A 23,100-nucleotide genomic window follows, 5' to 3' on the forward strand; every position below is an offset into this window, starting at 1 on the left:
CTCAACTTATAAATAACAAAGGCCGCTCACCGAGCGGCCTTTTGCTTGGCATGACTACCATTCAGCCCGGCTTGCGCTGATAGTCGACAAAGGCATACTGCAGCCCCTTGTCGCTGGTGAAACTGCTACGCGCCACTTCCTGCCAATCAGTGGCACTCACCTCAGGGAAACAGGCGTCGCCAGCAAAATCGGCATCAATCTCGGTCAGCCGCAGAGCATCTGCCAATGCCATCGCCTGACGATACAAATCAGCACCGCCAATCAGGCAGACTTCCGGTACACCATCAGCCATCAGCAGCGCCTGTTCCAGCGAATGCGCCACCTCCACGCCATCGGCCTGCCAGTCTGACTGGCGGGTAATCACGATATTGCGTCGTCCCGGCAAGGGGCGGCCGATGGAATCGTAGGTTTTGCGGCCCATCAGCACCGGCTTGCCCAGGGTCACCGCCTTGAAATGCTTGAGGTCTTCCGGCAAATGCCAGGGCAAGGTGTTGTTGATGCCGATCACGCCATTGCGCGCCTTGGCCGCCACCAGGGTCAGTACAGGCTTGCTCATACGGCTACCGCTCCCTTGATGTGCGGATGCGGGTCGTAACCTTCCAGCGTGAAATCATCGAAGGTGAAGGCAAACAGGTCGGTCACAGCCGGGTTAATCTTCATCTGCGGCAGGGGACGTGGTTCGCGGCTCAGTTGCAGACGGGTCTGCTCCAGGTGGTTGCTGTACAGGTGGGCATCACCCAGCGTATGCACGAAATCACCGGGCTTGAGGCCGCACACCTGCGCCACCATCATGGTGAGCAAGGCATAGGAGGCGATATTGAACGGCACACCCAGGAAAATGTCAGCCGAGCGCTGATACAGCTGGCAGGACAACTTGCCATCCGCCACATAAAACTGAAACAGGCTGTGACAAGGAGGCAGTGCCATTTCGTCCACCAGCGCCGGGTTCCAGGCCGACACGATCAGACGGCGCGAATCGGGATTGCGCTTGATCATCTCCACCACATTGCTGATCTGGTCGATATGGCGGCCATCCGGCGCCGGCCAGCTGCGCCACTGGTAACCGTATACCGGGCCCAGGTCGCCGTTTTCATCGGCCCATTCATCCCAGATCGAAACGCCGTTTTCCTTCAGATAACGGATATTGGTGTCGCCGGACAAAAACCACAGCAATTCGTGAATGATGGAACGCAGGTGGCATTTCTTGGTGGTGACCAGCGGAAAACCCTGTTGCAGGTCGAAGCGCATCTGGTAGCCAAACACCGAGCGGGTGCCGGTGCCGGTGCGGTCGGACTTGTCATGGCCATGTTCCAGCACATGGCGCATCAGGTCGAGGTACTGTTTCATGCTGCCATCCATCAAGTTCAATCTGCGGATTGTACCTGAGCTGGCGGTGCACAGCACAGCTCTTCCCAGCGGCCAAGCCAATACCCATACGGCAAAAGGGGCTGGCCTGCCGCCCCCGGCATACGCTACCATCCGCTTTAAAATACAACGTCAGAAAACAGGGGCTCAATGGCAGAAGATTCCGATCTCGAACGGACCGAACCCGCGTCAGCCAAACGGCTGCAAACCGCGCGGGATGATGGCAATGTTCCCCGCTCGCGGGAATTGTCCACCTTCGCCGTCACCATGACCGGAGTCGCCCTGCTGATGACGCTGGGAGGCAAGCTGGGCACGGCCATCATGGTCATGATGAAGCAGCTGCTGATTTTTGATCAGCACACGGTAGCCCAGGCCGAGCCGGCCATCATCCGCTTCAAGGAAGCCATGTTCGGCATGCTGTGGCAGTTGCTGCCCATTTTTGGCGGCCTGGCCATCGTGGCGGTGGCCACGCCCATCCTGATCGGCGGCTGGAACTTCACTCTGGCACCGCTGGAACCCAAGCTGACCAAGCTGAACCCGGCCAGTGGCATCAAGCGCATCTTCTCGCTCAATGCCGCCACCGAAGGCCTGAAGGCCATTCTCAAGAGCATGCTGATCGGCGGTGTGGCGGTGTGGATCATCTGGCGCGAGCGCACCGACATCCTGGGTTTGCTGTCCATGCCGCTGGAAGCAGGCATCCTCAAGATGACCGACATGCTGATCACCACCTTTTTCATCGTCACCGCCGCCATGCTGATGCTGGTGGTGATCGACGTGCCCTTCCAGCTGTGGAACTACCACAAGCAGCTGCGCATGACCAAGGAAGAGATCAAGCAGGAATACAAGGAAATGGAAGGCTCGCCCGAGGTCAAGGGCCGCATTCGCCAGTTGCAGCGCGAAGCCGCACGCAAACGCATGATGCAGGAAATCCCCAAGGCCAACGTGATTGTGACCAACCCGACCCACTACGCGGTGGCGCTGAAATACGAGGAGGGCATGCAGGCGCCGGAAATCGTGGCCATGGGCACCCTGAAGCTGGCAGAAAAGATCATCGCCACCGGCAAGGAGCACAAGGTCACGGTGATGCGTTCACCCAGCTTTGCCCGGGCACTGTATTTCCATGGCGAATTGGGACGGGAAATCCCCGCCAGGCTGTATACTGCGGCAGCGCAGATCCTGGCCTATGTCTACCAGTTGAAAGCCTACGAGTACAATGGCGGGCTGGCGCCGGTTTTCCCGGACCAGCTGGATGTCCCGGCTGACCTTGACCCGGAAAGCAAACGCCAGCAAGATGCGGCCCCGAAAGCGAGACCATAATTACGGATGGATAATTTCCTCACCCAGTTGAAGCAGTTCAACGTCACCAAGCTGGCCGGCCCTATTCTCATCATCCTCATTTTGTCGATGATGGTATTGCCGTTGCCGCCGGTGCTGCTGGACATGTTCTTTACCTTCAACATTGCGGTGTCGGTGATCGTGCTGCTGGTGGGCATCAATGTCCGCAAGCCGCTGGACTTTTCCTCCTTCCCCTCGGTGCTGCTGGTCACTACCCTGCTGCGCCTGTCGCTGAACGTGGCGTCCAGCCGGGTGATCCTGCTGGAAGGCCACAGCGGCCCGGATGCTGCCGGCAAGGTGATCGAATCCTTTGCCCACTTCCTGATCGGCGACAACGTTGCCATTGGTATCGTCGTCTTCGTCATCATTACCATCATCAACTTCGTGGTGATCACCAAGGGTGCCGGGCGGATTGCCGAAGTGTCGGCCCGTTTCACCCTGGATGCCATGCCCGGCAAGCAGATGGCGATTGACGCCGACCTGAACGCCGGCCTGATCGGCGAAGACGAAGCACGCAAGCGCCGCTCCACCATTGCCGAGGAAGCCAACTTCTTCGGTTCCATGGACGGTGCTTCCAAATTCGTGCGTGGCGATGCCATGGCCGGCATCATGATCATCATCATCAATATTGTCGGCGGCCTGATCGTCGGTGTGGTGCAGCACGACCTGGACGCAGGCACCGCCGCCAAGACCTACACGCTGCTCACCATCGGTGACGGCCTGGTTGCCCAGATTCCGGCACTGATCATCTCCACCGCCGCCGGTATCGTGGTGTCGCGCGTGGGCACCGACAAGGACATGTCGGAGCAGTTCTTCGGCCAGCTGTTTGCCAAGCCGCAGGTGCTGTACATCACCGCGGCGGTCATTGGCATGATCGGCCTGATTCCCAACATGCCGCACTTCTCCTTCCTGCTGATTGCCAGCCTGCTGGGTTTTCTGGGCTGGACCATGGACAAGAAGGAAAAAGCCGCTGCCGTGCAGGCCAGCCAGCAGCAGGCACAGGCGGCTGCCCCGCCCGACCAGCCCATGGCCGAAGTCAGCTGGAACGACGTGCAGCATGTGGATGCACTGGGGCTGGAAGTAGGCTACCGCCTGATTCCGCTGGTAGACCGTACTCAGGACGGCGAACTGCTGCGCCGTATTCGCGGCATCCGCAAGAAAATCGCCCAGGAACTGGGCTTTCTGGTGCCTGCGGTACACATTCGCGATAATCTGGAAATCAAGCCCAACGCCTACCGTATCCTGCTCAAAGGCGTAGAAGTCGGTCAGGGCGAGGCCTATATCGGTCAGTACCTGGCCATCAACCCGGGCCGGGTGAATGGCACCATGCCCGGCACCCCCACCACCGACCCGGCCTTCGGCCTGCCCGCGGTATGGATTGATGCCGCCCGGCGCGAGGAAGCCCAGCAAATGGGCTACACCGTGGTGGACTCCAGCACCGTGGTGGCCACGCATATTTCCAACCTGCTGCAAACCCACGCAGCAGAACTGCTGGGCCGCGAGGAAGTCCAGGCGCTGATCGACCACCAGGCCAAGGAGTCGCCCAAGCTGGTGGAAGACCTGGTGCCCAAGATTGTTCCCATCGGCATTTTGCAGAAGGTATTGCAGCAGCTGCTTACCGATGGCATTCACATCCGCGACTTCCGCACCATTCTGGAAACACTGGCCGACCATATCAGCACCACCCAGGATGTGGACGACCTCACCTCGGCGGTGCGCACTGCGCTGGCACGGGTGATCGTGCAGCAACTGTTCCCGGGCGAAACCGAATTGCCCTTGATGACGCTGGACCCGGCACTGGAAAACGTACTGTCGCAGGCGGTCAATTCCAAAACCGGCGGCGGGCTGGAACCCGGACTGGCGGAAAACCTGCTCTCCAGTGCAGCACAACAGGCCGAGCAGGTGGAAATTCAAGGTTACAATCCGGTATTGCTTACGCCACCGGGTTTACGTCCCTTGTTGGCACGATTCTTGAGAAGAGCACTCCCACAACTGCGTGTGATCTCGCATAATGAAGTACCTGACAATAAATCCATTCGTATAATTGCGGTAATTGGGGGAAGCAAGGGCTGATAAACAATGGTGGTAAAAAAATTCTTCGGAAAAACCACACGTGATGCACTCAGACAGGTCCGCGAGGAACTGGGTGCCGACGCCCTCATCTTGTCCAATCGCCCGACAATGGGGGGCGGCGTAGAGATCATGGCCGTGGCGGATGCAGACGTCGCCAACCTGGCCACCAATCTGTCCACCCCCGGCAGCAAGCACCCGGCCCGCAATGCGCCGGCGGTAAGCCGTCCGGTTGCGCCACCGGCACCAGCTGCCGGTGCGACCAACCGCGCCATTGCCCGCACCTATGCCATGCCGGTAGAGCCGCTGGAAAGCCCGGCCCCACCCCGCATCGAAACTCCACCGCCGCGCCCGCAGCAACGTATCGAGCCTTCGCTGGCCGACACCTCGGCTGTCAATTTCAACGTCAGCCCGCAAACGCCGCCTCCGGCACGGCCCACGCCGGCCAGCATCGTGCCCGAATCACTGGTGAAGATGCAGACCGTGGCTGCCGGCCCGGCCAGCAATGGCAGCGCCGTACCACCACGCAGCAAGGCGGCGCCAGCCCCGGCCGAAGAAGAGCCGGAAATGATGGCACAGGAGCTCAAGCAGATCGGCGATGAAATCAAGTTGCTGCGCAGCCTGTTGCAAAGCCAACTGGCCAGCTTTGCCTGGTCGGACATGGAAGGCAAGACCCCCAACCGCATCGAGCTGTTCAAGCATCTGCTGGCCATGGGCTTCTCTGCCAACCTCATTCGCCAGCTGATTGAAAAAATGCCGGCCCAGTATGAAGGTGACATCGCCATCAAATGGGCACGCTCGGCGCTGATGCACAATCTGAAATGCGCCGATGCCAATCACGACATCATGGACAAGGGTGGCGTGTATGCTCTGGTAGGCCCCACCGGCGTGGGCAAGACCACCACGGTGGCCAAGCTGGCCGCGCATGCCACCATGCGCTTCGGTGCACAGCATGTGGCGCTGATCACCACCGACAGCTACCGGATTGGCGCGCAGGACCAGTTGCGTATCTACGGCAAGATTCTCGGCATTCCAGTGTTCTCCATCCAGAACGAAGGTGACCTGCAGCTGACCCTGGCCGACCTGTCCAACCGCCACCTGGTATTCATCGACACCGTCGGCATGAGCCAGCGTGATGCGCGCGTTACCGGCCAGATCGAGATGTTCCGTGGCGCAGGCCGCCAGGTGGAACGCCTGCTGCTGCTGGCTGCCAATGCCGACGGCCACACGCTGGAAGACGTGGTGCGCCACTACCGTGGCAACGGCCTGGCCGGCTGCATCCTGTCCAAGATCGACGAAGCCGTCAGCATGGGGCCCAGCATGGATGTCATCATCCGCAACCGCCTCAAGCTGTTTTACATCACCAATGGCCAGCGCGTGCCGGAAGACCTGCACTCGGCCAATGCTGCCTTCCTGGTGGACCGGGCCTTGCGCGCGCCGCAGCCCGGCTCACCGTTCAGCCTGCAGGGTGATGAACTGCCCATCATGAACTCCGCACAGGCCAGCTGGTTATGAATGGTGCCATGCACGACCAGGCCGCCAGCCTGCGCCGTCTGACTGCCCAGTCCGGCCGCGCGCCCAGCTACGCCTTCATCGGTTCGGACAAGGCCGGTGCCAGCACACTGGTGACCGAGTTGTCACTGGGCCTGGCTTATGCCGGCCATCGCCCGCTGGTGGTGGACTGCAGCCTGGGTCAGGTGCAGGCGCGCCGTCTGGGCACCCCCACCACCGCCACGCTGGAAAGCCAGATGGTGAGCGTGGGCGGGCTGGATGAAATGATGACCACCTCGCGCCAGGGCATCCAGTTGATCAACCTGTATGCCCGCCCGGAAGAACGCGCACTGTTTTCTGCCCAGCTATGGCTGAGACTGGGCAGCGAGTTTGCCGCCCTGGAACGCGACAGCAGCGTGCTGATGATAGACGTGCCTGTTACCGCTACCGATCCTGTCCCGGCCAGCGTGGCGGACAATCTGGTGCTGGTACTCAGCCCGGCGGCCGACTCCATGACCACCGCCTACGCCAACATCAAGCGTCTTTCCAGTGGTTTTGGCCGCCAGCGCTTCAATGTGCTGGTCAATCGCGCCCGCCATCTGGAAGAAGCGCGTGACCTGTTCAACCGCCTTGCAGCCGTCACCAGCGAATTTCTCAGCGTCTCGCTGCGCTGGGTCGGTTTTGTGCCGGCCGACAACGCCGTGCGCCGCAGCCAGGCATTGCGCCGGCCACTGATGGAAGCTTTTCCCGACAGCGAGGCCGCCGCAGCCTTTGCCCAGCTGGCGGCCGTGTTGCCACAATGGGATAGCCCGGAAACAGAGCGTCACGATACCGGTTTCATGGACATGCTGATTGCCACTTCGCGCGACTGGGCCGAAGCCGATGGAGCCAAACGACGATGACATTGCCGTCCTTGCGCCGCAAAGGCTATGCCGCGGCTGTTACCACCCCGGAAATCGACGTGCAGCAACACCTGCCGCTGGTGAAAAAACTGGCGGGCATGCTGATGGCGCGCCTGCCGGCTTCCGTTGAAATGGACGATCTGGTGCAAGTGGGCATCATCGGCCTGATTGATGCCGCGCGGCAATTCGACCCGCTGCAAGGCGTGCAGTTTGAAACCTTTGCCAGCCAGCGCATCCGTGGTGCCATGCTGGACGAACTGCGCCGCGAAGACTGGCTGCCGCGTCAGGCCCGCCGTCAGGCACGACAGATTGAAGACAGCATCAACAAACTGGAACAGCAACTGGGCCGCGCGCCGCTGGAATCGGAAATTGCCGAAGCCTTGGGTGTGGAACTGGATGATTACCAAAGCATGCTGGGCGACTGCAAAGGCCTGAGCCTGGTGCACTTTGAAGACTTTTCCGATGGCGAAGGCGAAACCCTGAACGACGCCATTGCCAACATCGAAGACAGCAATGCGCCCAATCCCTTGCAGGTGCTGGCCGACGGGGATTTCCGCCAGGCACTGGTGGATGCCATCAAGACCCTGCCGGAACGGGATCAGCTGGTGATGGCGCTGTATTACGAGCAAGAGCTGAACCTGAAGGAAATCGGTGCGGTGCTGGAGGTGTCGGAATCCCGTGTCTGCCAGCTGCACACCCAGGCGATCGCCCGTATCCGGGCCAAAATGAAGGAATGGCTGTAATGCAGACGCGGATTCTTGACACCGATTCTCGCTTTCTGAAAGGAAAGCGAGGCTCCCTTTCAGGGAAAGGGCGGGGGGAAAGGGGAATAGATGGAAGGGCTGCGGAATCAATCAGTTAGTCAGAAGGCCCGGCTTGGCCGGGTCCAGTACAATCGCACCAAATAACTTTGTCAGCAGCCTGAAATGGCTGTAAAGCCATCTGCTTGCACAGACAACGATAACGGAATCAAGCGTGGACAAGATCAGTATCATTGCCATTGTCATGGGCCTGACGGCCATCATCGCCGGCCAGGCACTGGAAGGGGGCAATATCGGCTCCCTGCTGCAACTGACGGCCTTCATGATCGTGATTGGCGGCACCATGAGCGCCGTCATGCTGCAAAGCACCCCGCGCCAGTTTGTCGCCGGCATCCGCATGCTCAAGTGGATTTTCCAGCCGCCGCCGCAAGACAATGAAAAACTGATCCGCGAAGTGGTGAACTGGAGCCAGACTGCCCGCCGTGGCGGCCTGCTGTCACTGGAAGGCTATGTCGCCCAGCAAAAGGACCCCTTCACCAAGAAGGCCCTGCAAATGGTGGTGGACGGAGCCGAACCGGAAGTACTGCGCGGCGTGATGGAAGTGGAAATCGGCATGTTCGAACACGCCCGCAAGCAGGCGGCAAGAGTGTGGGAATCCGCAGGCGGCTACTCGCCCACCATGGGTATTCTGGGCGCGGTGCTGGGCCTGATTCACGTGATGGAAAACCTGTCCGACCCGTCCAAGCTGGGTGCCGGCATTGCCGTGGCCTTTGTCGCCACCGTGTATGGCGTAGGCTCGGCCAACCTGTTTTTCCTGCCGGTGGCCAACAAGCTCAAGCACCTGGTGGCGGCAGAAATCGCCATGAAGGAAATGGTGGTGGAAGGCCTGGTGGCCATCGCCAATGGCGAAAACCCACGCATCATCGAAAGCCGCTTGCGCGGCTTCCAGGCCATGCACGAATAAGCCAGCCCGCGTCTAGGACAACAAACGCAAGCTGCTGTTGGGATTGGGCTTTTTCAGATAGGCATCCAGCAGCTTGTAGGTATCGATATCAAAGCACGGACTGCCCTGCAAGCTGCTCTCCCCAGCCGGGCGCGAGCCCAGATAGCACCATTGATCAAACACATGCTCAATGGCACTGCCGGTCACTTCATCGGTTTCCACTACCGCCAGCGGGCCGGGAAACTCCCACGCCTTGATCCGCAAGCGCGTCAAGGCCTGCAACAAACGCATATTGTGTGAGGGCGCGGCTTCGCGCCCGACACAGGCTCCCCGGCAGCGCCCGCCTTTCAACGCCACACAGCCCGCGCCCTTGCGCGTGGTCACCGTTTCCACCCCCAGTACCGACTGGCACAGGGCATGACCATTGGCAATGTCAGCCAGCGCCTTGCGCGCTTCTTTCGGGCTGCGGAACAAGCCATACAAATCGGCGGTACGGCTGAAATCCAGCTGCTCGGCCATGACTATCATCGGCCGCAGGAATTCGCCTTGCGCATGATCCAGCTGGATGGAGCACACCTCGCTGGCCAGACGGCTGCGGTGGTTGTAAAACGGCTTGAGCTGCCGCATGAGCTGCTGTTCCAGCAAGGCCGCGCCCAGATCCCCTATCGTCTCCTGACAGCTGATGCGCGTTACCGTGCGGCCAATCACCGGCTGCTTGCCGTATTTGCCATCCTGCGCCAGTTGCGACACCACCTTGGCGCGCACATTGCTGGCACGTCCCACGTACAAGGCCTGGTCGGCCTCGCCCCACAGGGTATAGACCCCAGGCAGGTCGGGCAGGTCATCCACCAATGCGGCATCCACCCCGGGCGGCAGTTCTGGCTGGGCCAATACATGCTGGATGGCTTCCTTTACTGCCGCCTCGCCCAGTTCGGCACAGGCTGCCTGCAGGAACAGCAACAAGGCTTCGGCATCCGCCATTGCCCGGTGCCGGTCTGGCAGTTGCAAGCCATGGCGCTGGATGATGCTGTCCAGATTGTGCTTGAAATGCTGGGGGTACAAACGACGCGACAACTTGACCGTGCACAGCGTGGCGTTTTGCAAACGCAGCCCGACACGACGGAACTCGTTGCGCAAGAAGCCATAGTCAAAACGGACGTTATGCGCCAGCAACAAACGCCCTTGCAGCATGGGCAGCAAATCGGCGGCAATGGCACTGAACGGCGCGGCAGCTTCCACCATGGCATTGCTGATGCCGGTCATGTTTTCGATGAAGGGCGGAATCGGCTGCAAGGGATTGACCAGGGTCTGATAACGCTGCTGCCACTCGCCATCCAGCAGGATCAGGCCGATTTCGGTAATGCGGTCGCGGCCGATATGGCCACCGGTGGTTTCAAGGTCGACAATCGCCCAGGGAATATCAAACAGCATGCAATCTCGTCGGAATAATCATCAAAGCGCGGACAACCGGTATCAACCGGCTGCAACATGGCGGGTAAGCGCGCCATCTTAACACCGCCCCACCGCTTGCCGATGCAGCCATCGTGGTTTTGCTGTGTTGCCTGCAACAGTGTCGCCAAGCCGCCCGATCAGTCCGGAAAAAAAATTGCTGCAAAAGTGTTGACACTAAAAAACCGTATCGGTATAGTTCGCCCTCTCGAAAGACAAAACGTCTTGCGAGACAGTGCACCCGTAGCTCAGTTGGATAGAGTATTTGGCTACGAACCAAAGGGTCGGGCGTTCGAATCGCTCCGGGTGCACCACCACAGCGTCCCTATAGTTTAGCGGTTAGAACACCGCCCTTTCACGGCGGTAGCCGGGGTTCGATTCCCCGTGGGGACGCCACTTTGCACCCGTAGCTCAGTTGGATAGAGTATTTGGCTACGAACCAAAGGGTCGGGCGTTCGAATCGCTCCGGGTGCACCAAAGTCCCTATAGTTTAGCGGTTAGAACACCGCCCTTTCACGGCGGTAGCCGGGGTTCGATTCCCCGTGGGGACGCCAGGATTCAGAAATCAGCCCAGTCGCAAGACTGGGCTTTTTTCATTTCCAGCCACCAAAGCCACTTTGCTGCATTCCATCAGTCAACAAAAATGCCACCCGCAGGTGGCATCTTCAACACATGTCCTGATCAGGCATCAAACCCGGTAACTGCTGACCGTCATCACCTTGGCTGTCAGTTTCATCAAGCCCTTCACCGGTGCCGGCAAGCGGGCTGCACCATATTCGTGCGCCATGTCGGCATGTCGCAGTTCGTCATCCCGCATCTGGCTGACAATGGCACGGCTCTTGGCATCTGCTGCCGGCAAGGCAGTCAGGTGGCTGTCCAGGTGCGCGCCAACCTGGTGTTCGGTTTCTTCCAGAAAACCCAGGTTCCACTTGTCACCCAGCAAACCGGCAGTCACGCCAATAGCCAGCGAGCCGGTGTACCACAGCGGGCCTAACAGACTGGGCTGACCACCCAGCTCGCGAATGCGCTGCTCGGTCCAGGCCAGGTGTTCCACTTCCTCAAATGCGGCATGCTGCAAGGCCTCGCGCGCGGCCGGATTGCGTGCAGTCAGGGCCTGCCCCTGATACAGCGCCTGTGCGCACACTTCGCCACAGTGGTTTACCCGCATCAGGCCGATGGCATGACGCTTTTCCTCGGCGCTGAGTTCGGCCTCTTCCAGCCCGGCATCCGGACGTGGACGCTGGCTTTGCGCCGGCGCAAACAGGGTGCGCAAACCCTTGTCAAATTCGGTAATCAGCGTGTCAAACATAGTGTTCCCGATTGGTGCACAAATCCGTCAAAGATTATACCTGTGCACCGCACAACACGGCAGCTGCTGATATAATCCTGCAAGAAATTCCGTGTAAACAACCACCATTAACAAAGGATTCTGCCTGATGAACCTGGAACTCATCGGCCCGGGCAAAGACATGCCGGGCGACTTTAACGTCGTGATCGAAATCTCCGCCAACGCTGCGCCGATCAAATACGAATTCGACAAAGAGTGGAACACCCTGGTGGTTGACCGTTTCATGGGCACCTCCATGATGTACCCGGCCAACTACGGCTTCGTGCCGCAAACCCTGGCTGGCGATGGCGACCCGGTTGACGTGCTGGTGGTTACCCCCTTCCCGCTGCCGCCGGGCGTGGTGATCCGCTGTCGCGCACTGGGTCTGATCAAGATGGAAGACGACGGCGGCATCGATGCCAAGCTGGTTGCCGTACCGGTGGAAAAGCTGTGCCCGATGTACAAGTCCATCCAGAAGCTGGAAGACCTGCCGGAACTGCTGCGTGCCCAGATGGTGCACTTCTTCGAGCACTACAAGGATCTGGAAAAAGGCAAATGGGTCAAGATCCACGGTTGGGGCACGCTGGAAGATGCCAAGACCGAACTGGTGGAAGGCATTGAACGCTTCGGCAAGTAATTGCTTCACACGGCCTGCACTGCAGGCTTGTGTCCGCCACGGACAAAAAAACGCCAGTGCATGCACTGGCGTTTTTGTTTGCCTGACCGGATCAATGATTACGGTAGTCTGCCGGATTGGCGGCAATGGCCTTGCCGGCATGTTCGTCGGCAGCCTTGCGCTGGGCATCGCTTTGGCTCATTTGCTGTTCATAACGCTTGAGGACATCCTTGTCCGGACGGCTGCGTACATCGCTGTCGGCCATGGCAACGGCGACCAGAGCATTGGAAACAACAACAGCCAGCATCAATTTTTTCAACATGATTCACTCCATTCATTAAGCATGAATGCAAGCATTAACAGCCACGCGTCATAAAAAATATTCAATTTTTTTGATGACAATTCGCCATGAATACGTAGAATTACTTTGCTAGTATTGGCTTATTTACTTGCATCGGGTTGGTGAAGTGAATATTAAACGCGATAAATTCCCATTCATAGCGAAATGATCTGAACAGTTCATTCAATAATTTTGAACATGAAATTATCCCTTGATGCCCTGCTGGTTCTGGATGCCATCGACCGTAACGGCAGCTTTGCCGCAGCTGCGGACGAGCTGCACCGCGTCACCTCTGCGGTAAGCTATGTCATCCAGAAACTGGAACAGGACCTTGATATCACGCTGTTCGACCGCAGCGGTCACCGCGCCCGACTTACCCCTGCGGGTGAACTGCTGCTGCGCGACGGACGCTACCTGCTGGATGCCGCACGCAGTGTCGAACACCGGCTGCAACAACAGGCAGCAGGCTGGGAAAGCGAGCTGGTCATCACCATTGGCGACCTCATTCCGTTCGAACAGCTCATTCCGCTGATCCAGCGCTTTGACGAATTGGGCAGCGGCACCCAGCTGCGCTTTAACCGCGAAGTATTTGGCGGTATCTGGGATGCCTTGTATGACGCGCGTGCCGATCTGGTACTGGGAGCACCGGGACATCCACCGGCCGGGGATTACTTCTTCCGTGAAATTGGCTCCATCGACTTTGCGTTTCTGGTCAGCCCGAATCACCCGCTGGCCAGCGCGGCAGAACCGCTGGCGGCCCATACACTGCGACAGCACCGCATCATTTCGCTGGGAGACACCTCGCGCCGCCTGCCCACCCGCACTGCTGGAATTCTGGATGGCCAGGACGTCCTCACCGTCCACACCCTGGATGCCAAACTGGCCTTGATGGTGGCAGGGCTCGGAATCGGCTATTTGCCACGCATGCTTGCCACGCCTTATCTGCAAAGTGGCCAACTTGTGGAAAAATCACTGAAGGAAAAACGTAGTTGCACCAAAATGTTCTATGCCTGGAAAGAAGAATGCCCAGGCAAGGCACTTGGCTGGTTTATCAACAATCTTGGTCTTGCCGTTCAGAACAGGCAATTGCTCATTTAAGGCCCACCCATGTTTCAGCCTCACGGCACCACACCTCAACTGCACTGGACCTGCCAGCGATTGCTGGCAGCCGGTTTGCCGTGCCAGGTGCCGGAGGAAAGCCCGCTGTGGCTGCCACCTGACTGGGAAGGCTATCTTGCGGAAAACTGCTGGCTGGATCTGGCAACAGACGACAGCCAGGCACTGGCGGCGCGCAGCGAACACTGCCGCCAGCATGGCAAGCAACTGGTGGAAATTTGTGCCAGCTGGCAGCCACAAGGCGAAGTACTGGGCTTCATGCTGTTGTGCGGCAGCAGCACACCACTCTCTCCTGCTGCCGTGCAGTGGCTGGATCATTGCGCTCCGCTGGCCGGGGCCTGGCTACACTGCGGCCCCTCTGGCAGTGCGCGCTACACCCATCATGTAATGCAAGCCTTGCAACACGCCTGGCAACTGGCATGGCAGCAATCTCCTCCGACAGCAAACCCGCAACTGCTCGATTGGGAAGCACTGATGCAGCAGCAATGGCAAATCGCTGACAAACTGTTGCAGCTTTCGCAGGCTTATCTGCGCAGCCACGGCATTGCGCCAGATACCGCTGACAGCGCCTCAGTGCGCCAACGCTTTGCCCTGCCACACGCCAGCCAGACGCACTTTGCCGCCAATCTGGCCCTGCTGATTGTGCTGGCCATGCAGCAACGCGACACCTTGCATGACATCTTGCAGCAGGTGTTTACTGCCTTACAGCCAAAACAGCCACCCAAAGCGGACTGAGCAAACAAAAAAACCCGCCAGATGGCGGGTTTTCAGGCTGCAGACAAAGCATTGATGCATTTGTACTGGACCCGGCAAAGCCGGGCCTTCCGATTAAGCACTATATTCCGCAGCCTTCCCATCCAATCCCTATCCCCCCGCCCTTACCTTGTAAGGGAGCCTCGCTTTCCTTTCTGAAAGCGAGAGAGGGGTTTTAATCTGATAAAAAAACCCGCCAGATGGCGGGTTTTTATCGTTCAGCCAAGCTGGATCAGGCAGCAGGTGTAGCAGCAGCCGGCTTTTTGCGGCTTACTGCAGCAGCGGTAGCCTTGGCTTGCTTGCTGGCAGCTTCCACGCTGGCTTCAGCAATTTCAGCGCTTACTTTCTTGGCGGTCTTGGACACGCTTTCAAAAGCGGCGTTGGAGCTGGTGACCAGGGTCTTCAGTGCAGAAACTGCAACATCGGAACCTGCCGGTGCGTTTTTGGACAGGCGATCCAGATTGGTCAGCAACAGCTTGTTCTGTTCTGCCAGTTGCTCTTCCACAAAAGTGGTCAGTTCGCCCTGGGTGGCAACGGCAACATCGTACACTTCACGTGCCACGCTGAATGCCTGGTCCAGGCTGGGTTGTGCCAGACTGGTTTGCAGTTCGGCAAATGCCTTCGGGTCCTTCACTTCGGTCAATGCCTTGAAATGCTTGGCATTGCTGTCCAGCAGCTTGCGGGTCAGTTCCAGCTGCAGGCTGGCGAAGCGTTCGGCACCGGCCAGAACGATGGAGGACAGGCGAACGGCTTTGTCAAATTGCGCCTGGCCGAGAGCAGAGAATTCTTGGGTATTGGTAAACATGGCTACTCCTGGAAATGTCGATATACAACTCAGCTTTACAGTCACAACAACCGTTTCGCCGCCGATGCTGCACAGCAGCAAACGTAATTTAACCAAAGCAGCGTATGCGGTCAAGAAAATGTTGCAGCGCACAATCAGCTAAACAGCTATTTTGTATGTGTTTTTACAACAGCAACATTCCAAAAGCATTACAGTTGCAAGACTATTTCCTGGCGCTGGCGTCAACGATTTTTTTTGCAGCGCAAAATGCAGGCCCCTTACCGCATGCAGATTGATTCAGCGCCATTGAAAGGGGCAGTGCAAGCCAGTAAACTCGCTCCATAGAAGAAATCTATTTATATAAAGCCTACCCATGAGCTCTGCGGCCAACGCCTTTGACATCAAATCTGCCAGCCTCGATCTGCTGGCCCTGATTCTCCACACGGACAATCTGGAAGAACTCACCACCGCCCTGGATGCCCGCTTCGGTCCGGCCGGTGATGCACCGGCCGAAGCCTTTTTGCTGGATGTGGAAGGCCTGCCGCAAGCTGCCGACACCGAATACGGCCGGCTGCTGCCCATGCTCAGCCGTCATGGCATCCGCGTGGTTGCCCTGCGTCATCCGGAAACATCCATGGCGGAAGTGGCCAGCCGCTACGGCCTGGCTTATGTGCGTGGCGTAACCCCGGCCCGCTCCACCCAAAGCAGCAGCGAAAGCCAGAACAAACCGGCAGAAGCCGCCGCCGTGGTGGCACCGCCGCCCGGCACCATGATCGTGGACCGGCCGGTACGTGCCGGCCAGCAGATTTACGCCCGTGGCTGCGATCTGGTGGTACTGGCCATGGTGAGCGCCGGTGCCGAAGTGATTGCTGATGGCAACATCCATGTTTACGCGCCGCTGCGTGGCCGTGCGCTGGCTGGTGCACGGGGCAATACCGCCGCACGCATTTTTGTACGCAGCATGGAAGCCGAACTGGTTTCCATTGCCGGCGTCTATCGCACTATCGAACAGGCCTTGCCGGAGAGCATCAAGGGCAAGCCGACCCAGATTCAACTTGAGAACGAGCGCCTGGTCATGACCGCGCTTGGCGAATAATTCACATCAAAGGATTTACCGTGGCAAAAATCATCGTCGTGACTTCCGGCAAAGGTGGTGTCGGCAAAACCACCACCAGTGCCAGCTTTGCCTCCGGCCTGGCCCTGCGCGGCCACAAGACCGTGGTGATCGACTTTGACGTCGGCCTGCGCAACCTGGACCTGATCATGGGTTGCGAACGCCGCGTGGTATACGACCTGATCAATGTGGTGAATGGCGAAGCCTCGCTGAACCAGGCCCTGATCAAGGACAAGAACTGCGACAACCTGTACATCATTCCGGCCTCGCAAACCCGCGACAAGGATGCCCTGTCGCAGGAAGGCGTGGAAAAGGTACTGAAGGATCTGGCCGACAGCGGCTTTGAGTACATTGTGTGCGACTCCCCGGCCGGTATCGAAAAAGGCGCACTGATGGCACTGTACTTTGCCGATGAAGCGCTGATCGTCACCAACCCGGAAGTCTCTTCGGTACGCGACTCCGACCGTATCCTGGGCATTCTGGCCTCCAAATCGCGCCGCGCCGAACAAGGTGGCGAGCCGGTGAAAGAGCACCTGCTGATTACCCGCTACTCCCCTGCCCGCGTGGACAAGGGCGAAATGCTGTCGGTGGATGACGTGAAGGAAATCCTGCGCGTGCCGCTGATCGGCGTGATTCCGGAATCGCAAACCGTACTGCAAGCCTCCAACTCCGGTACCCCTGCCATTCATCTGAAGGGCAGCGACGTAGCCGAAGCCTATTCGGACGTGATTGCACGTTTCCTGGGCGAAGATCGCCCCATGCGCTTCCTTGATGCACCCAAAGTGGGTTTGCTCAAGCGCCTGTTCGGAGGTTAAACCATGTCCCTTATCGACATCCTGTTCGGCAAACGACAGAAAACCGCTGCCATTGCCAGAGAGCGTCTGCAGATCATCCTGGCGCATGAGCGCAATGGCCGCAGCGCACCGGACTATCTGCCCGCCCTGCAGCGCGAGCTGATGGAGGTGATCTCCAAGTACGTGTCGGTCAATCTGGACGATATCAAGGTACAGGTGGAGCGCCAGGACGACTTCGAAGTACTGGAAGTGAATATCGTACTGCCGGAGCATCAACGCTAAACCATGACGCTGACCGAACTCCGCTACATCGTGGCCGTGGCGCGCGAGCGCCATTTTGGTCGCGCCGCACAAAGCTGCTTTGTCAGCCAGCCCACTCTGTCCATCGCCATCAAGAAGCTGGAAGACGAACTGGGCATCACCCTGTTCGAGCGTGGTGGCCAGGAAGTGGCGGTGACGGAAATTGGTGAACGCATCATCGAGCAATCACAGCGCGTGCTGGAGGAAGCCGAAACCGTCAAGCGACTGGCCGGCGAACACCAGAACGAGCTGGTGGGGCCGCTCAAGCTGGGTGTGATCTTCACCATCAGCCCCTACTTGCTGCCACGGCTGATTCCGGCGCTACGCATTCTGGCACCGGACATGCCGCTGATCCTGGAAGAGAACTACACCGCGCGTCTGGCAGAAATGCTCAAGCGCGGTGAAGTGGACGCCATCATCGTGGCCGACCCGTTCGAAGAAGCCGGTACGGTGGCCTGGCCGCTGTATGACGAGCCCTTTGTGGTGGCCACGCCCAAGGGACATCCCTGGGAGAAGCAGGACTGTGTCAATGCCAGCCAGCTGACCGACGAAAGCGTGCTGCTGCTGACCCAGGGCAACTGCTTCCGTGATCAGGTGTTGCAGGCATGCAGCGAACTGGCCAGCAAGCAAAACCACCACTCGGGCCTGGCCAGCACCTTGCAGGGCAGCTCGCTCAACACCATCCGCCACATGGTGGCCAGCGGCATGGGGGTGACGGTGATGCCATCCACCTCCATCGGCCCCGGCGATGACAGCCTGTTGTCGGTAGTCCCCTTCGAGGCTCCGGCACCCGAGCGCCGGGTCCTGCTGGTGACCCGCAAGCAGTTCTTCCGTAAAAAGGCGGTGGAAACCCTGCAACAGGCCGTGTTCCGGTCCGGTCTTCCTGGAGTGACCATGCTGGAAGGCGCAGGGCCGATAGGCAGCTGAAACCAGCCAACTGCAGCAAGAAAAAAGCCGCTCTTCTTGAGCGGCTTTTGCTTGTCTGCCAGCAACATTCTCAGGCGTCAGCCCTGCGTACCAGCTGAGCCAGTCGCGCGATACCCTCTTCAATCCGTTCTGGTACTGCGTGGCTGAAATTGAGCCGCAAATGTCCAATGCCATCTTCCGGATCGGGGTAGAACGGCTCGCCCGGCATGAAGGCGACATTACACTCCGCCAGCGCCACTTTCAGCAGCTCGCGGGTGTCTTGCGGACGCTTCAGCGTCAGCCAGAAGAACAGCCCACCCTTGGGAACCTGCCAGTCTGCCAGATCGGCAAAATGCTTTTCCAGCGCAAGCTGCATGGCATCGCGGCCAACGCGGTAGGTATCGCGCAAGGATTGCAGGTGAGCCGGGAAATCAGGGCTGGCCAGTTGCCGGGCAATGAACCACTGACCGGGACGATTGCTGTGCAGGTCGGTGGATTGCTTGAGCTTGACCAGATGCGGGTAGAGTTCCGGCGAGGCAATCAGATAACCTACGCGCAAGCCCGGTGCCAGGGTCTTGGAGAAGGAACCGGCATAAATCCACGGCGTGTTCTTCAGGTGGCTCACCAGCGGTGCCGGTGCTTCGCCATCGTAGGACAGTGCGCGGTACGGATCATCCTCGTAAACCGGCAGGCCATGGCTGTCGATCACCTCGGCCAGTGCACGGCGGTTTTCCTCGCTGTAACAGGCACCGGACGGGTTCTGGAAGCTGGGAATCAGATAGGTCAGCCGCGGCTTGGCCGTACGCAGGGCCTGATCCAGCTTGTCCGGCGACAGCTGGCCGTTTTCCTGTGCCACGGCGGTGATTTTGGCACCGAACAGCTTGAATGACTGCAAGGCGGCCAGATAGGTGGGGCCTTCGGTCACCAGCGGTGTACCCGGGTCGATGAACAGCTTGGACGCAAGGTCGATAGCCTGTTGCGAGCCGGACAGCACCAGCACCTGCTGGACAGTACAGTCCAGCCCCATCTTGCGCGCCTGGGCTGCAATCAGCTCACGCAGTTCCGGTTCACCCTCGGTCGTGCCATATTGCGCCAGTGATTGCGGCATGCCGGTAAAGTCCAGCTTGGGCAGACAGCTGGCTGCCGGCAGGCCACCGGCAAAGGAAATGACTTCAGGGCGCTGTGCCGCGGCCAGAATTTCGCGGATCAGCGAACCCATCAGTCGTTCGATACGTTCTGAAAACATGGTAATCTCCCTGATTGTCACATCAGTATGTCAACCATATCGCCGTGGCCGAGGGTGGTAAGCCTACGGAAGCGGAGCTCCTGTAGCAGTGTTGTTGTTGGGCTGCTACCGCCATATGGTTTACTGCTGTGCCAATCCAACGAACAATAAACGTCAATTTTTTTGACCTAATTTACCCCTAGGCGGGGAAGTCGTCAACATGCCTGACACTGATAGCTCGATTGACCTGCGCGCGGCGATGGAAGTGTTCTTCCATGCCTACAAGGCGTTTACCGCCAAGCCGGATGAAATACTGGCCCGCCGTGGCCTGGCCCGCGTTCATCACCGCATCCTGTTCTTTGTGGCCCGCTATCCCGGCCTGTCGGTCAAGGACCTGCTGGGCGCGCTGGATGTCACCAAGCAGGCCATCAACATGCCCTTGCGCCAGCTGGTGGAAATGGGGCTGATTGCCAGCGTGGCGGCCAGCCACGACAAGCGGGTGAAGCAACTGTCGCTGACCAGCGAAGGACGCAAGCTGGAAGAAGCCCTGCACAAGGAGCAAGCCCGCCTGCTCAGCCAGGCGTTCAGCCGCATTGGCGACACCGCCACTCGCGACTGGATGGCGGTCAACAGCCAGCTGGCTGGCCGTCAGGAGCCAGACGAAGGCAAGCACTAGGGACAATACGCAGCCCCGGACGCAAAAAAGCCCGTGCAAACTGCACGGGCTTTTGCTTGTGACCAAACCCGGTGGGTTCAGCTGATTTTCTCGTAGCGCACTTCCAGGATCTCGATATCCTCATCGCCATCCGGCCCGCGAAACAGCACGGTGTCGCCTTCGCGCGCCTTGATCAGAGTGCGGGCAATCGGTGAAATCCAGCTGATATGGCCACGCGACAGATCGATTTCATCCACTCCGACAATACGCAGCAATTGCTCGCTGCCATCGCCGCGCTCAATCAGCACGGTGGCGGAGAAAAACACCTGATCTGTCGCCTCACGGGCTTCCGGGTCCACCACTTCGGCCAGCTCCAGCCGCTTGGTCAAAAAGCGGATGCGGCGGTCGATTTCGCGCAAGCGGCGCTTGCCGTACAGATAGTCGCCGTTTTCCGAGCGATCGCCATTGCTGGCAGCCCAGTTGACGATCTGCACCACTTCCGGCCTTTCCTTGTTGACCAGCTGGTACAGCTCGTCCTTCAGCCGCAACCAGCCACCGGGGGTGATGTAGTTCTTGCTGGACGCGGGCAGCCGCTGTTCGGCTGGCAGATCGTCTTCTGCTTCGTCGTTTTCTCGGGTAAATGCCTTGCTCATGCGAATCTTCCAGCCTTGGGTTGCAGTCCGCTTGCCAAAAGCGGTACGGCAGGTTCATCAAGCCATTATTTGTGCGGCGGCAACAGCCATTCCTGGCAATACATCAGCAGGTTTTTCGGCCGCAGTTTCAGCTGCTGCAACTGCTGATAGTCCAGCCACAGCAAATGATACTGGTTGTCCTCGGTCATGCGCGCCAGTTCCGGCCCGCCCAGGCGCAGCGTGCCACGAAACTTGCTGGCCAGGAAGACATGCTCGATACGCCCCTTGTGCTCCAGCACATCCAGCTGTTCGGCCAGCCAGACATTCAGCCCGGTTTCCTCGCGCGTCTCTCGCACCGCGGCCATGGCCGGGGTTTCGCCAGACTTGATGGTGCCACCGGGCAGGACATAGTATTCCTTGCCATTCTTGATGCGCTGCATCATCAACAGCCTGCCATCCTGGATGATGACTACCGAGGCACGCGGACCGCGCTTGCCTGCCAGCAAGCGGGCAGCTGCCCCGGGCAGGGTTGCCTGCTGCCTGCCTTGATGCGACACGTCGTCAGAATGCAAAACGGGTGACCGCAAGGCAGCCACCCATTTGCCTGCACGCGTCGCCAGTGCCGTCAGCGACGGCCAATGGCGGCGGCTCACTCGCCCTTGCTGCCGCGGGTTTTCTTGCGGCCGGTCATGGTGAGGTCAGACCATTTCATCACCGCAGCCACTTCGGCTTCGTTCAGTTCGTAGAACTGACCGCGCTTAAGGCGCGGGGGCAGGCCCAGGTTGCCAAAGCGGACGCGGATCAGACGGCTGACAGTGAGGCCGAAGTGTTCGAACATGCGACGCACTTCGCGGTTACGCCCTTCCTTGATCACCACGTTGTACCACTGGTTGGCACCTTCTTCGGCACCACCGCGCTGGAATACGCGCTGGAAGGCAGCCGGGCCGTCTTCCAGCTCGACACCGGCGGTCATTTCCTTGGCGATTTCCGGGGTCAGCTCGCCCAGCACGCGCACCGCGTATTCACGCTCCACTTCGAAGCTGGGGTGCATCATGCGGTTGGCCAGTTCACCGCTGGTGGTGATCAGCAACAGGCCGGAAGTGTTGACGTCCAGACGGCCGATGGCCACCCAGCGGCTGCTCTTGGCCTGTGGCAGGCGGTCGAACACGCTGACACGGCCTTCCGGATCGTCACGCGAAACGATTTCGCCTTCCTGCTTGTGGTACATGATGACGCGCGGCAGACGGTCAGCCCATTTGAGCTTGATCACGTCGCCCTTGGCGGTGACGCGGTCTTCCGGGCCGACACGGTCGCCCAGATTGGCTTTTTTGCCATTGACCATCACCAGGCCGGCTTCAATCCACTCTTCCATCTCGCGACGGGAGCCAACACCAGATGCCGACAGCGCCTTTTGCAGACGTACCGGTTCAATCTGTTCCTTGTCGAGGCGTACCTCGCGCAGCCGCTTGGACTTTTCTTTCACGTCCTGACTCGGGCTGCGCAGACGCAACTTTTTTGCCTTGATTACCAGCGACTTGCCTTCTGCACGCGGTTTGCCCGCGGCGGGAGCACGACGCTGTTCGCGCGGGCTTTGTTCACCATCGGCCACCGGCATGGCGGCATTCTTGTTGCCAAAGCGGCGCTCGTGTTGCAGGGCTTCGCCACCTTCAGCTTGCAGGCGCTCGGCCTTTTCCTGACGACGGGCAGCCTGTTGCTGGCGATTGTTTTCCGACTGGTTGCGCTTGCCGGTGCCTGCGGGCTTGGCCTGCACTTCGCCACGGCGGTTCACGGTTTCCTTGCGGCGGTTGCTGGCCGGTTTTTTCGGCTCGGCCACATTACCGTTGGGTTCGCCGTTTTCATCACGCGGCAGGCCACGGGCCTGGCGTTGCAATTCCATTTGTGCCAGTTCGGCACGGCTCATCTTGAACAGCGGTGCGCTTTCGTGCGGGGCGGCACCGGCTTGCGGCTGCATCAGGTTGCCATAGGCATCGCGCGGTGCCGGGCGGCGACCTTGCGGCTTGCCACCAGCTTCTTGCGGGTTGCGCGGTTTGCTAAAGCCTCCCGGCTTGCCACGGCCTTGCTGCTGCGGGGCATTGCCACGTGCGGCGTCAGGCTGACGGCGCTGGCTGGTGCTTTCGCGGCCCTTTACACGCGCCACCGGCTGGCGGGCGTTGTTTTGTCCTTTGGTAGACATAAATCATGCTCTTTCAGTACGAGCGCAC

24 protein-coding genes and 4 tRNA genes are annotated in these 23,100 nt (G+C 59.4%); 18 read left to right on the top strand and 10 right to left on the bottom strand.

Translation table 11 applies throughout. The features are described from left to right. Positions 1-61: 61 nt before the first annotated feature. On the bottom strand, positions 62-556 hold the full coding sequence (locus DKK66_RS03175) for a dihydrofolate reductase (protein ID WP_131355467.1): 495 nt from the start codon (positions 554-556) through the stop codon (positions 62-64). Beyond that, on the bottom strand, positions 553-1,347 hold the full coding sequence (locus DKK66_RS03180) for a thymidylate synthase (RefSeq protein WP_045845733.1): 795 nt from the start codon (positions 1,345-1,347) through the stop codon (positions 553-555). The genes DKK66_RS03175 and DKK66_RS03180 overlap by 4 nt, the downstream gene beginning before the upstream one ends. Before the next feature lie 168 nt (positions 1,348-1,515). Here DKK66_RS03180 and flhB point away from each other — a divergent pair, with 168 nt between their 5' ends. From flhB to DKK66_RS03210, 6 genes are all read left to right on the top strand, one after another. Then, a complete protein-coding gene (gene flhB, locus DKK66_RS03185) occupies positions 1,516-2,682 on the top strand; it encodes a flagellar biosynthesis protein FlhB (RefSeq protein ID WP_045845599.1) in 1,167 nt (388 codons plus the stop codon). 6 nt (positions 2,683-2,688) lie between these two features. Then, positions 2,689-4,773, top strand: a complete 2,085-nt coding sequence (gene flhA, locus DKK66_RS03190) for a flagellar biosynthesis protein FlhA (protein WP_131355470.1) — start codon at positions 2,689-2,691, stop codon at positions 4,771-4,773. A gap of 6 nt (positions 4,774-4,779) precedes the next feature. Next, positions 4,780-6,285 (top strand): flagellar biosynthesis protein FlhF, encoded by a 1,506-nt coding sequence (gene flhF / locus DKK66_RS03195; RefSeq protein ID WP_131355475.1) that lies wholly within the window; start codon positions 4,780-4,782, stop codon positions 6,283-6,285. An 8-nt stretch (positions 6,286-6,293) separates the two neighbouring features. After that, complete coding sequence (locus DKK66_RS03200) at positions 6,294-7,163, top strand: flagellar synthesis regulator FleN (protein WP_045845732.1); 870 nt, start codon at positions 6,294-6,296, stop codon at positions 7,161-7,163. Beyond that, positions 7,160-7,906 (top strand): RNA polymerase sigma factor FliA, encoded by a 747-nt coding sequence (locus DKK66_RS03205; RefSeq protein ID WP_045845596.1) that lies wholly within the window; start codon positions 7,160-7,162, stop codon positions 7,904-7,906. Before DKK66_RS03200 ends, DKK66_RS03205 begins: the two co-directional genes overlap by 4 nt. Positions 7,907-8,138: 232 nt before the next feature. Then, positions 8,139-8,888: a flagellar motor protein gene (locus DKK66_RS03210; protein ID WP_045845595.1), complete on the top strand. Its 750-nt coding sequence runs from the start codon at positions 8,139-8,141 to the stop codon at positions 8,886-8,888. Positions 8,889-8,900: 12 nt separating this feature from the next. Here DKK66_RS03210 and DKK66_RS03215 read toward each other — a convergent pair whose 3' ends face one another. Beyond that, complete coding sequence (locus tag DKK66_RS03215; RefSeq protein WP_131355478.1) at positions 8,901-10,298, bottom strand: exonuclease domain-containing protein; 1,398 nt, start codon at positions 10,296-10,298, stop codon at positions 8,901-8,903. A gap of 255 nt (positions 10,299-10,553) precedes the next feature. Here DKK66_RS03215 and DKK66_RS03220 point away from each other — a divergent pair. From DKK66_RS03220 to DKK66_RS03235, 4 genes are all read left to right on the top strand, one after another. Beyond that, positions 10,554-10,630 (top strand) — tRNA-Arg (locus DKK66_RS03220). Positions 10,631-10,637: 7 nt separating this feature from the next. Then, a tRNA-Glu gene (locus DKK66_RS03225) sits at positions 10,638-10,712 on the top strand. Between the two features lie 4 nt (positions 10,713-10,716). Then, positions 10,717-10,793: transfer RNA gene (locus DKK66_RS03230), tRNA-Arg, on the top strand. 2 nt (positions 10,794-10,795) lie between these two features. Beyond that, positions 10,796-10,870, top strand: a tRNA-Glu gene (locus DKK66_RS03235). A 134-nt stretch (positions 10,871-11,004) separates the two neighbouring features. Here DKK66_RS03235 and coq7 read toward each other — a convergent pair. Continuing rightward, positions 11,005-11,625, bottom strand: a complete 621-nt coding sequence (coq7, locus tag DKK66_RS03240; protein WP_045845593.1) for a 2-polyprenyl-3-methyl-6-methoxy-1,4-benzoquinone monooxygenase — start codon at positions 11,623-11,625, stop codon at positions 11,005-11,007. 127 nt (positions 11,626-11,752) lie between these two features. Here coq7 and ppa point away from each other — a divergent pair, with 127 nt between their 5' ends. After that, the gene (ppa, locus tag DKK66_RS03245) at positions 11,753-12,280 is read left to right on the top strand and encodes an inorganic diphosphatase (RefSeq protein WP_045845592.1); all 528 of its coding nucleotides are present in this window, start codon (positions 11,753-11,755) and stop codon (positions 12,278-12,280) included. Positions 12,281-12,371: 91 nt separating this feature from the next. Here ppa and DKK66_RS03250 read toward each other — a convergent pair whose 3' ends face one another. After that, complete coding sequence (locus DKK66_RS03250; RefSeq protein WP_045845591.1) at positions 12,372-12,581, bottom strand: hypothetical protein; 210 nt, start codon at positions 12,579-12,581, stop codon at positions 12,372-12,374. A gap of 216 nt (positions 12,582-12,797) precedes the next feature. Between DKK66_RS03250 and DKK66_RS03255 the strand changes: the two genes are divergently transcribed. Both DKK66_RS03255 and DKK66_RS03260 read left to right on the top strand, forming a co-directional pair. Then, a complete protein-coding gene (locus DKK66_RS03255) occupies positions 12,798-13,697 on the top strand; it encodes a LysR substrate-binding domain-containing protein (protein ID WP_052693795.1) in 900 nt (299 codons plus the stop codon). Positions 13,698-13,706: 9 nt separating this feature from the next. Further along, complete coding sequence (locus DKK66_RS03260) at positions 13,707-14,450, top strand: hypothetical protein (protein ID WP_131355481.1); 744 nt, start codon at positions 13,707-13,709, stop codon at positions 14,448-14,450. Positions 14,451-14,700: 250 nt separating this feature from the next. On the opposite strand, the gene DKK66_RS03265 is transcribed toward DKK66_RS03260, so the two are convergent. Beyond that, complete coding sequence (locus tag DKK66_RS03265; protein WP_045845588.1) at positions 14,701-15,273, bottom strand: phasin family protein; 573 nt, start codon at positions 15,271-15,273, stop codon at positions 14,701-14,703. A 352-nt stretch (positions 15,274-15,625) separates the two neighbouring features. Between DKK66_RS03265 and minC the strand changes: the two genes are divergently transcribed. From minC to DKK66_RS03285, 4 genes are read left to right on the top strand one after another with little or no spacing between them, the layout of a single operon-like run. Beyond that, positions 15,626-16,348, top strand: coding sequence for a septum site-determining protein MinC (gene minC / locus DKK66_RS03270; RefSeq protein ID WP_131355484.1), 723 nt, complete (start codon positions 15,626-15,628; stop codon positions 16,346-16,348). A gap of 20 nt (positions 16,349-16,368) precedes the next feature. Further along, entirely contained in the window at positions 16,369-17,181 is an 813-nt protein-coding gene (minD, locus tag DKK66_RS03275; RefSeq protein WP_045845586.1) for a septum site-determining protein MinD, read from the top strand. A gap of 3 nt (positions 17,182-17,184) precedes the next feature. Beyond that, positions 17,185-17,442 carry a cell division topological specificity factor MinE gene (gene minE / locus DKK66_RS03280; protein ID WP_045845585.1) on the top strand — a complete coding sequence of 86 codons (258 nt, stop codon included), beginning with the start codon at positions 17,185-17,187 and terminating at the stop codon, positions 17,440-17,442. 3 nt (positions 17,443-17,445) lie between these two features. Next, positions 17,446-18,387: a LysR substrate-binding domain-containing protein gene (locus tag DKK66_RS03285; RefSeq protein WP_131355487.1), complete on the top strand. Its 942-nt coding sequence runs from the start codon at positions 17,446-17,448 to the stop codon at positions 18,385-18,387. Positions 18,388-18,457: 70 nt separating this feature from the next. Here DKK66_RS03285 and DKK66_RS03290 read toward each other — a convergent pair whose 3' ends face one another. Beyond that, a complete protein-coding gene (locus tag DKK66_RS03290; protein WP_131355490.1) occupies positions 18,458-19,612 on the bottom strand; it encodes a PLP-dependent aminotransferase family protein in 1,155 nt (384 codons plus the stop codon). A gap of 199 nt (positions 19,613-19,811) precedes the next feature. Between DKK66_RS03290 and DKK66_RS03295 the strand changes: the two genes are divergently transcribed. Next, the gene (locus DKK66_RS03295; protein ID WP_045845582.1) at positions 19,812-20,267 is read left to right on the top strand and encodes a MarR family winged helix-turn-helix transcriptional regulator; all 456 of its coding nucleotides are present in this window, start codon (positions 19,812-19,814) and stop codon (positions 20,265-20,267) included. A 77-nt stretch (positions 20,268-20,344) separates the two neighbouring features. Here DKK66_RS03295 and greB read toward each other — a convergent pair whose 3' ends face one another. The 3 genes from greB to rluB all read right to left on the bottom strand — a co-directional run bounded on the left by greB (position 20,345) and on the right by rluB (position 22,775). After that, entirely contained in the window at positions 20,345-20,899 is a 555-nt protein-coding gene (gene greB / locus DKK66_RS03300) for a transcription elongation factor GreB (RefSeq protein ID WP_045845581.1), read from the bottom strand. Positions 20,900-20,964: 65 nt separating this feature from the next. Then, entirely contained in the window at positions 20,965-21,435 is a 471-nt protein-coding gene (locus DKK66_RS03305; protein WP_165494098.1) for an NUDIX domain-containing protein, read from the bottom strand. A 92-nt stretch (positions 21,436-21,527) separates the two neighbouring features. Continuing rightward, on the bottom strand, positions 21,528-22,775 hold the full coding sequence (gene rluB / locus DKK66_RS20415; protein ID WP_370302983.1) for a 23S rRNA pseudouridine(2605) synthase RluB: 1,248 nt from the start codon (positions 22,773-22,775) through the stop codon (positions 21,528-21,530). Positions 22,776-23,100 lie beyond the last annotated feature (325 nt).

It is taken from the genome of Aquitalea sp. USM4, from assembly GCF_004328945.1.
Taxonomy (GTDB): domain Bacteria; phylum Pseudomonadota; class Gammaproteobacteria; order Burkholderiales; family Chromobacteriaceae; genus Aquitalea; species Aquitalea pelogenes.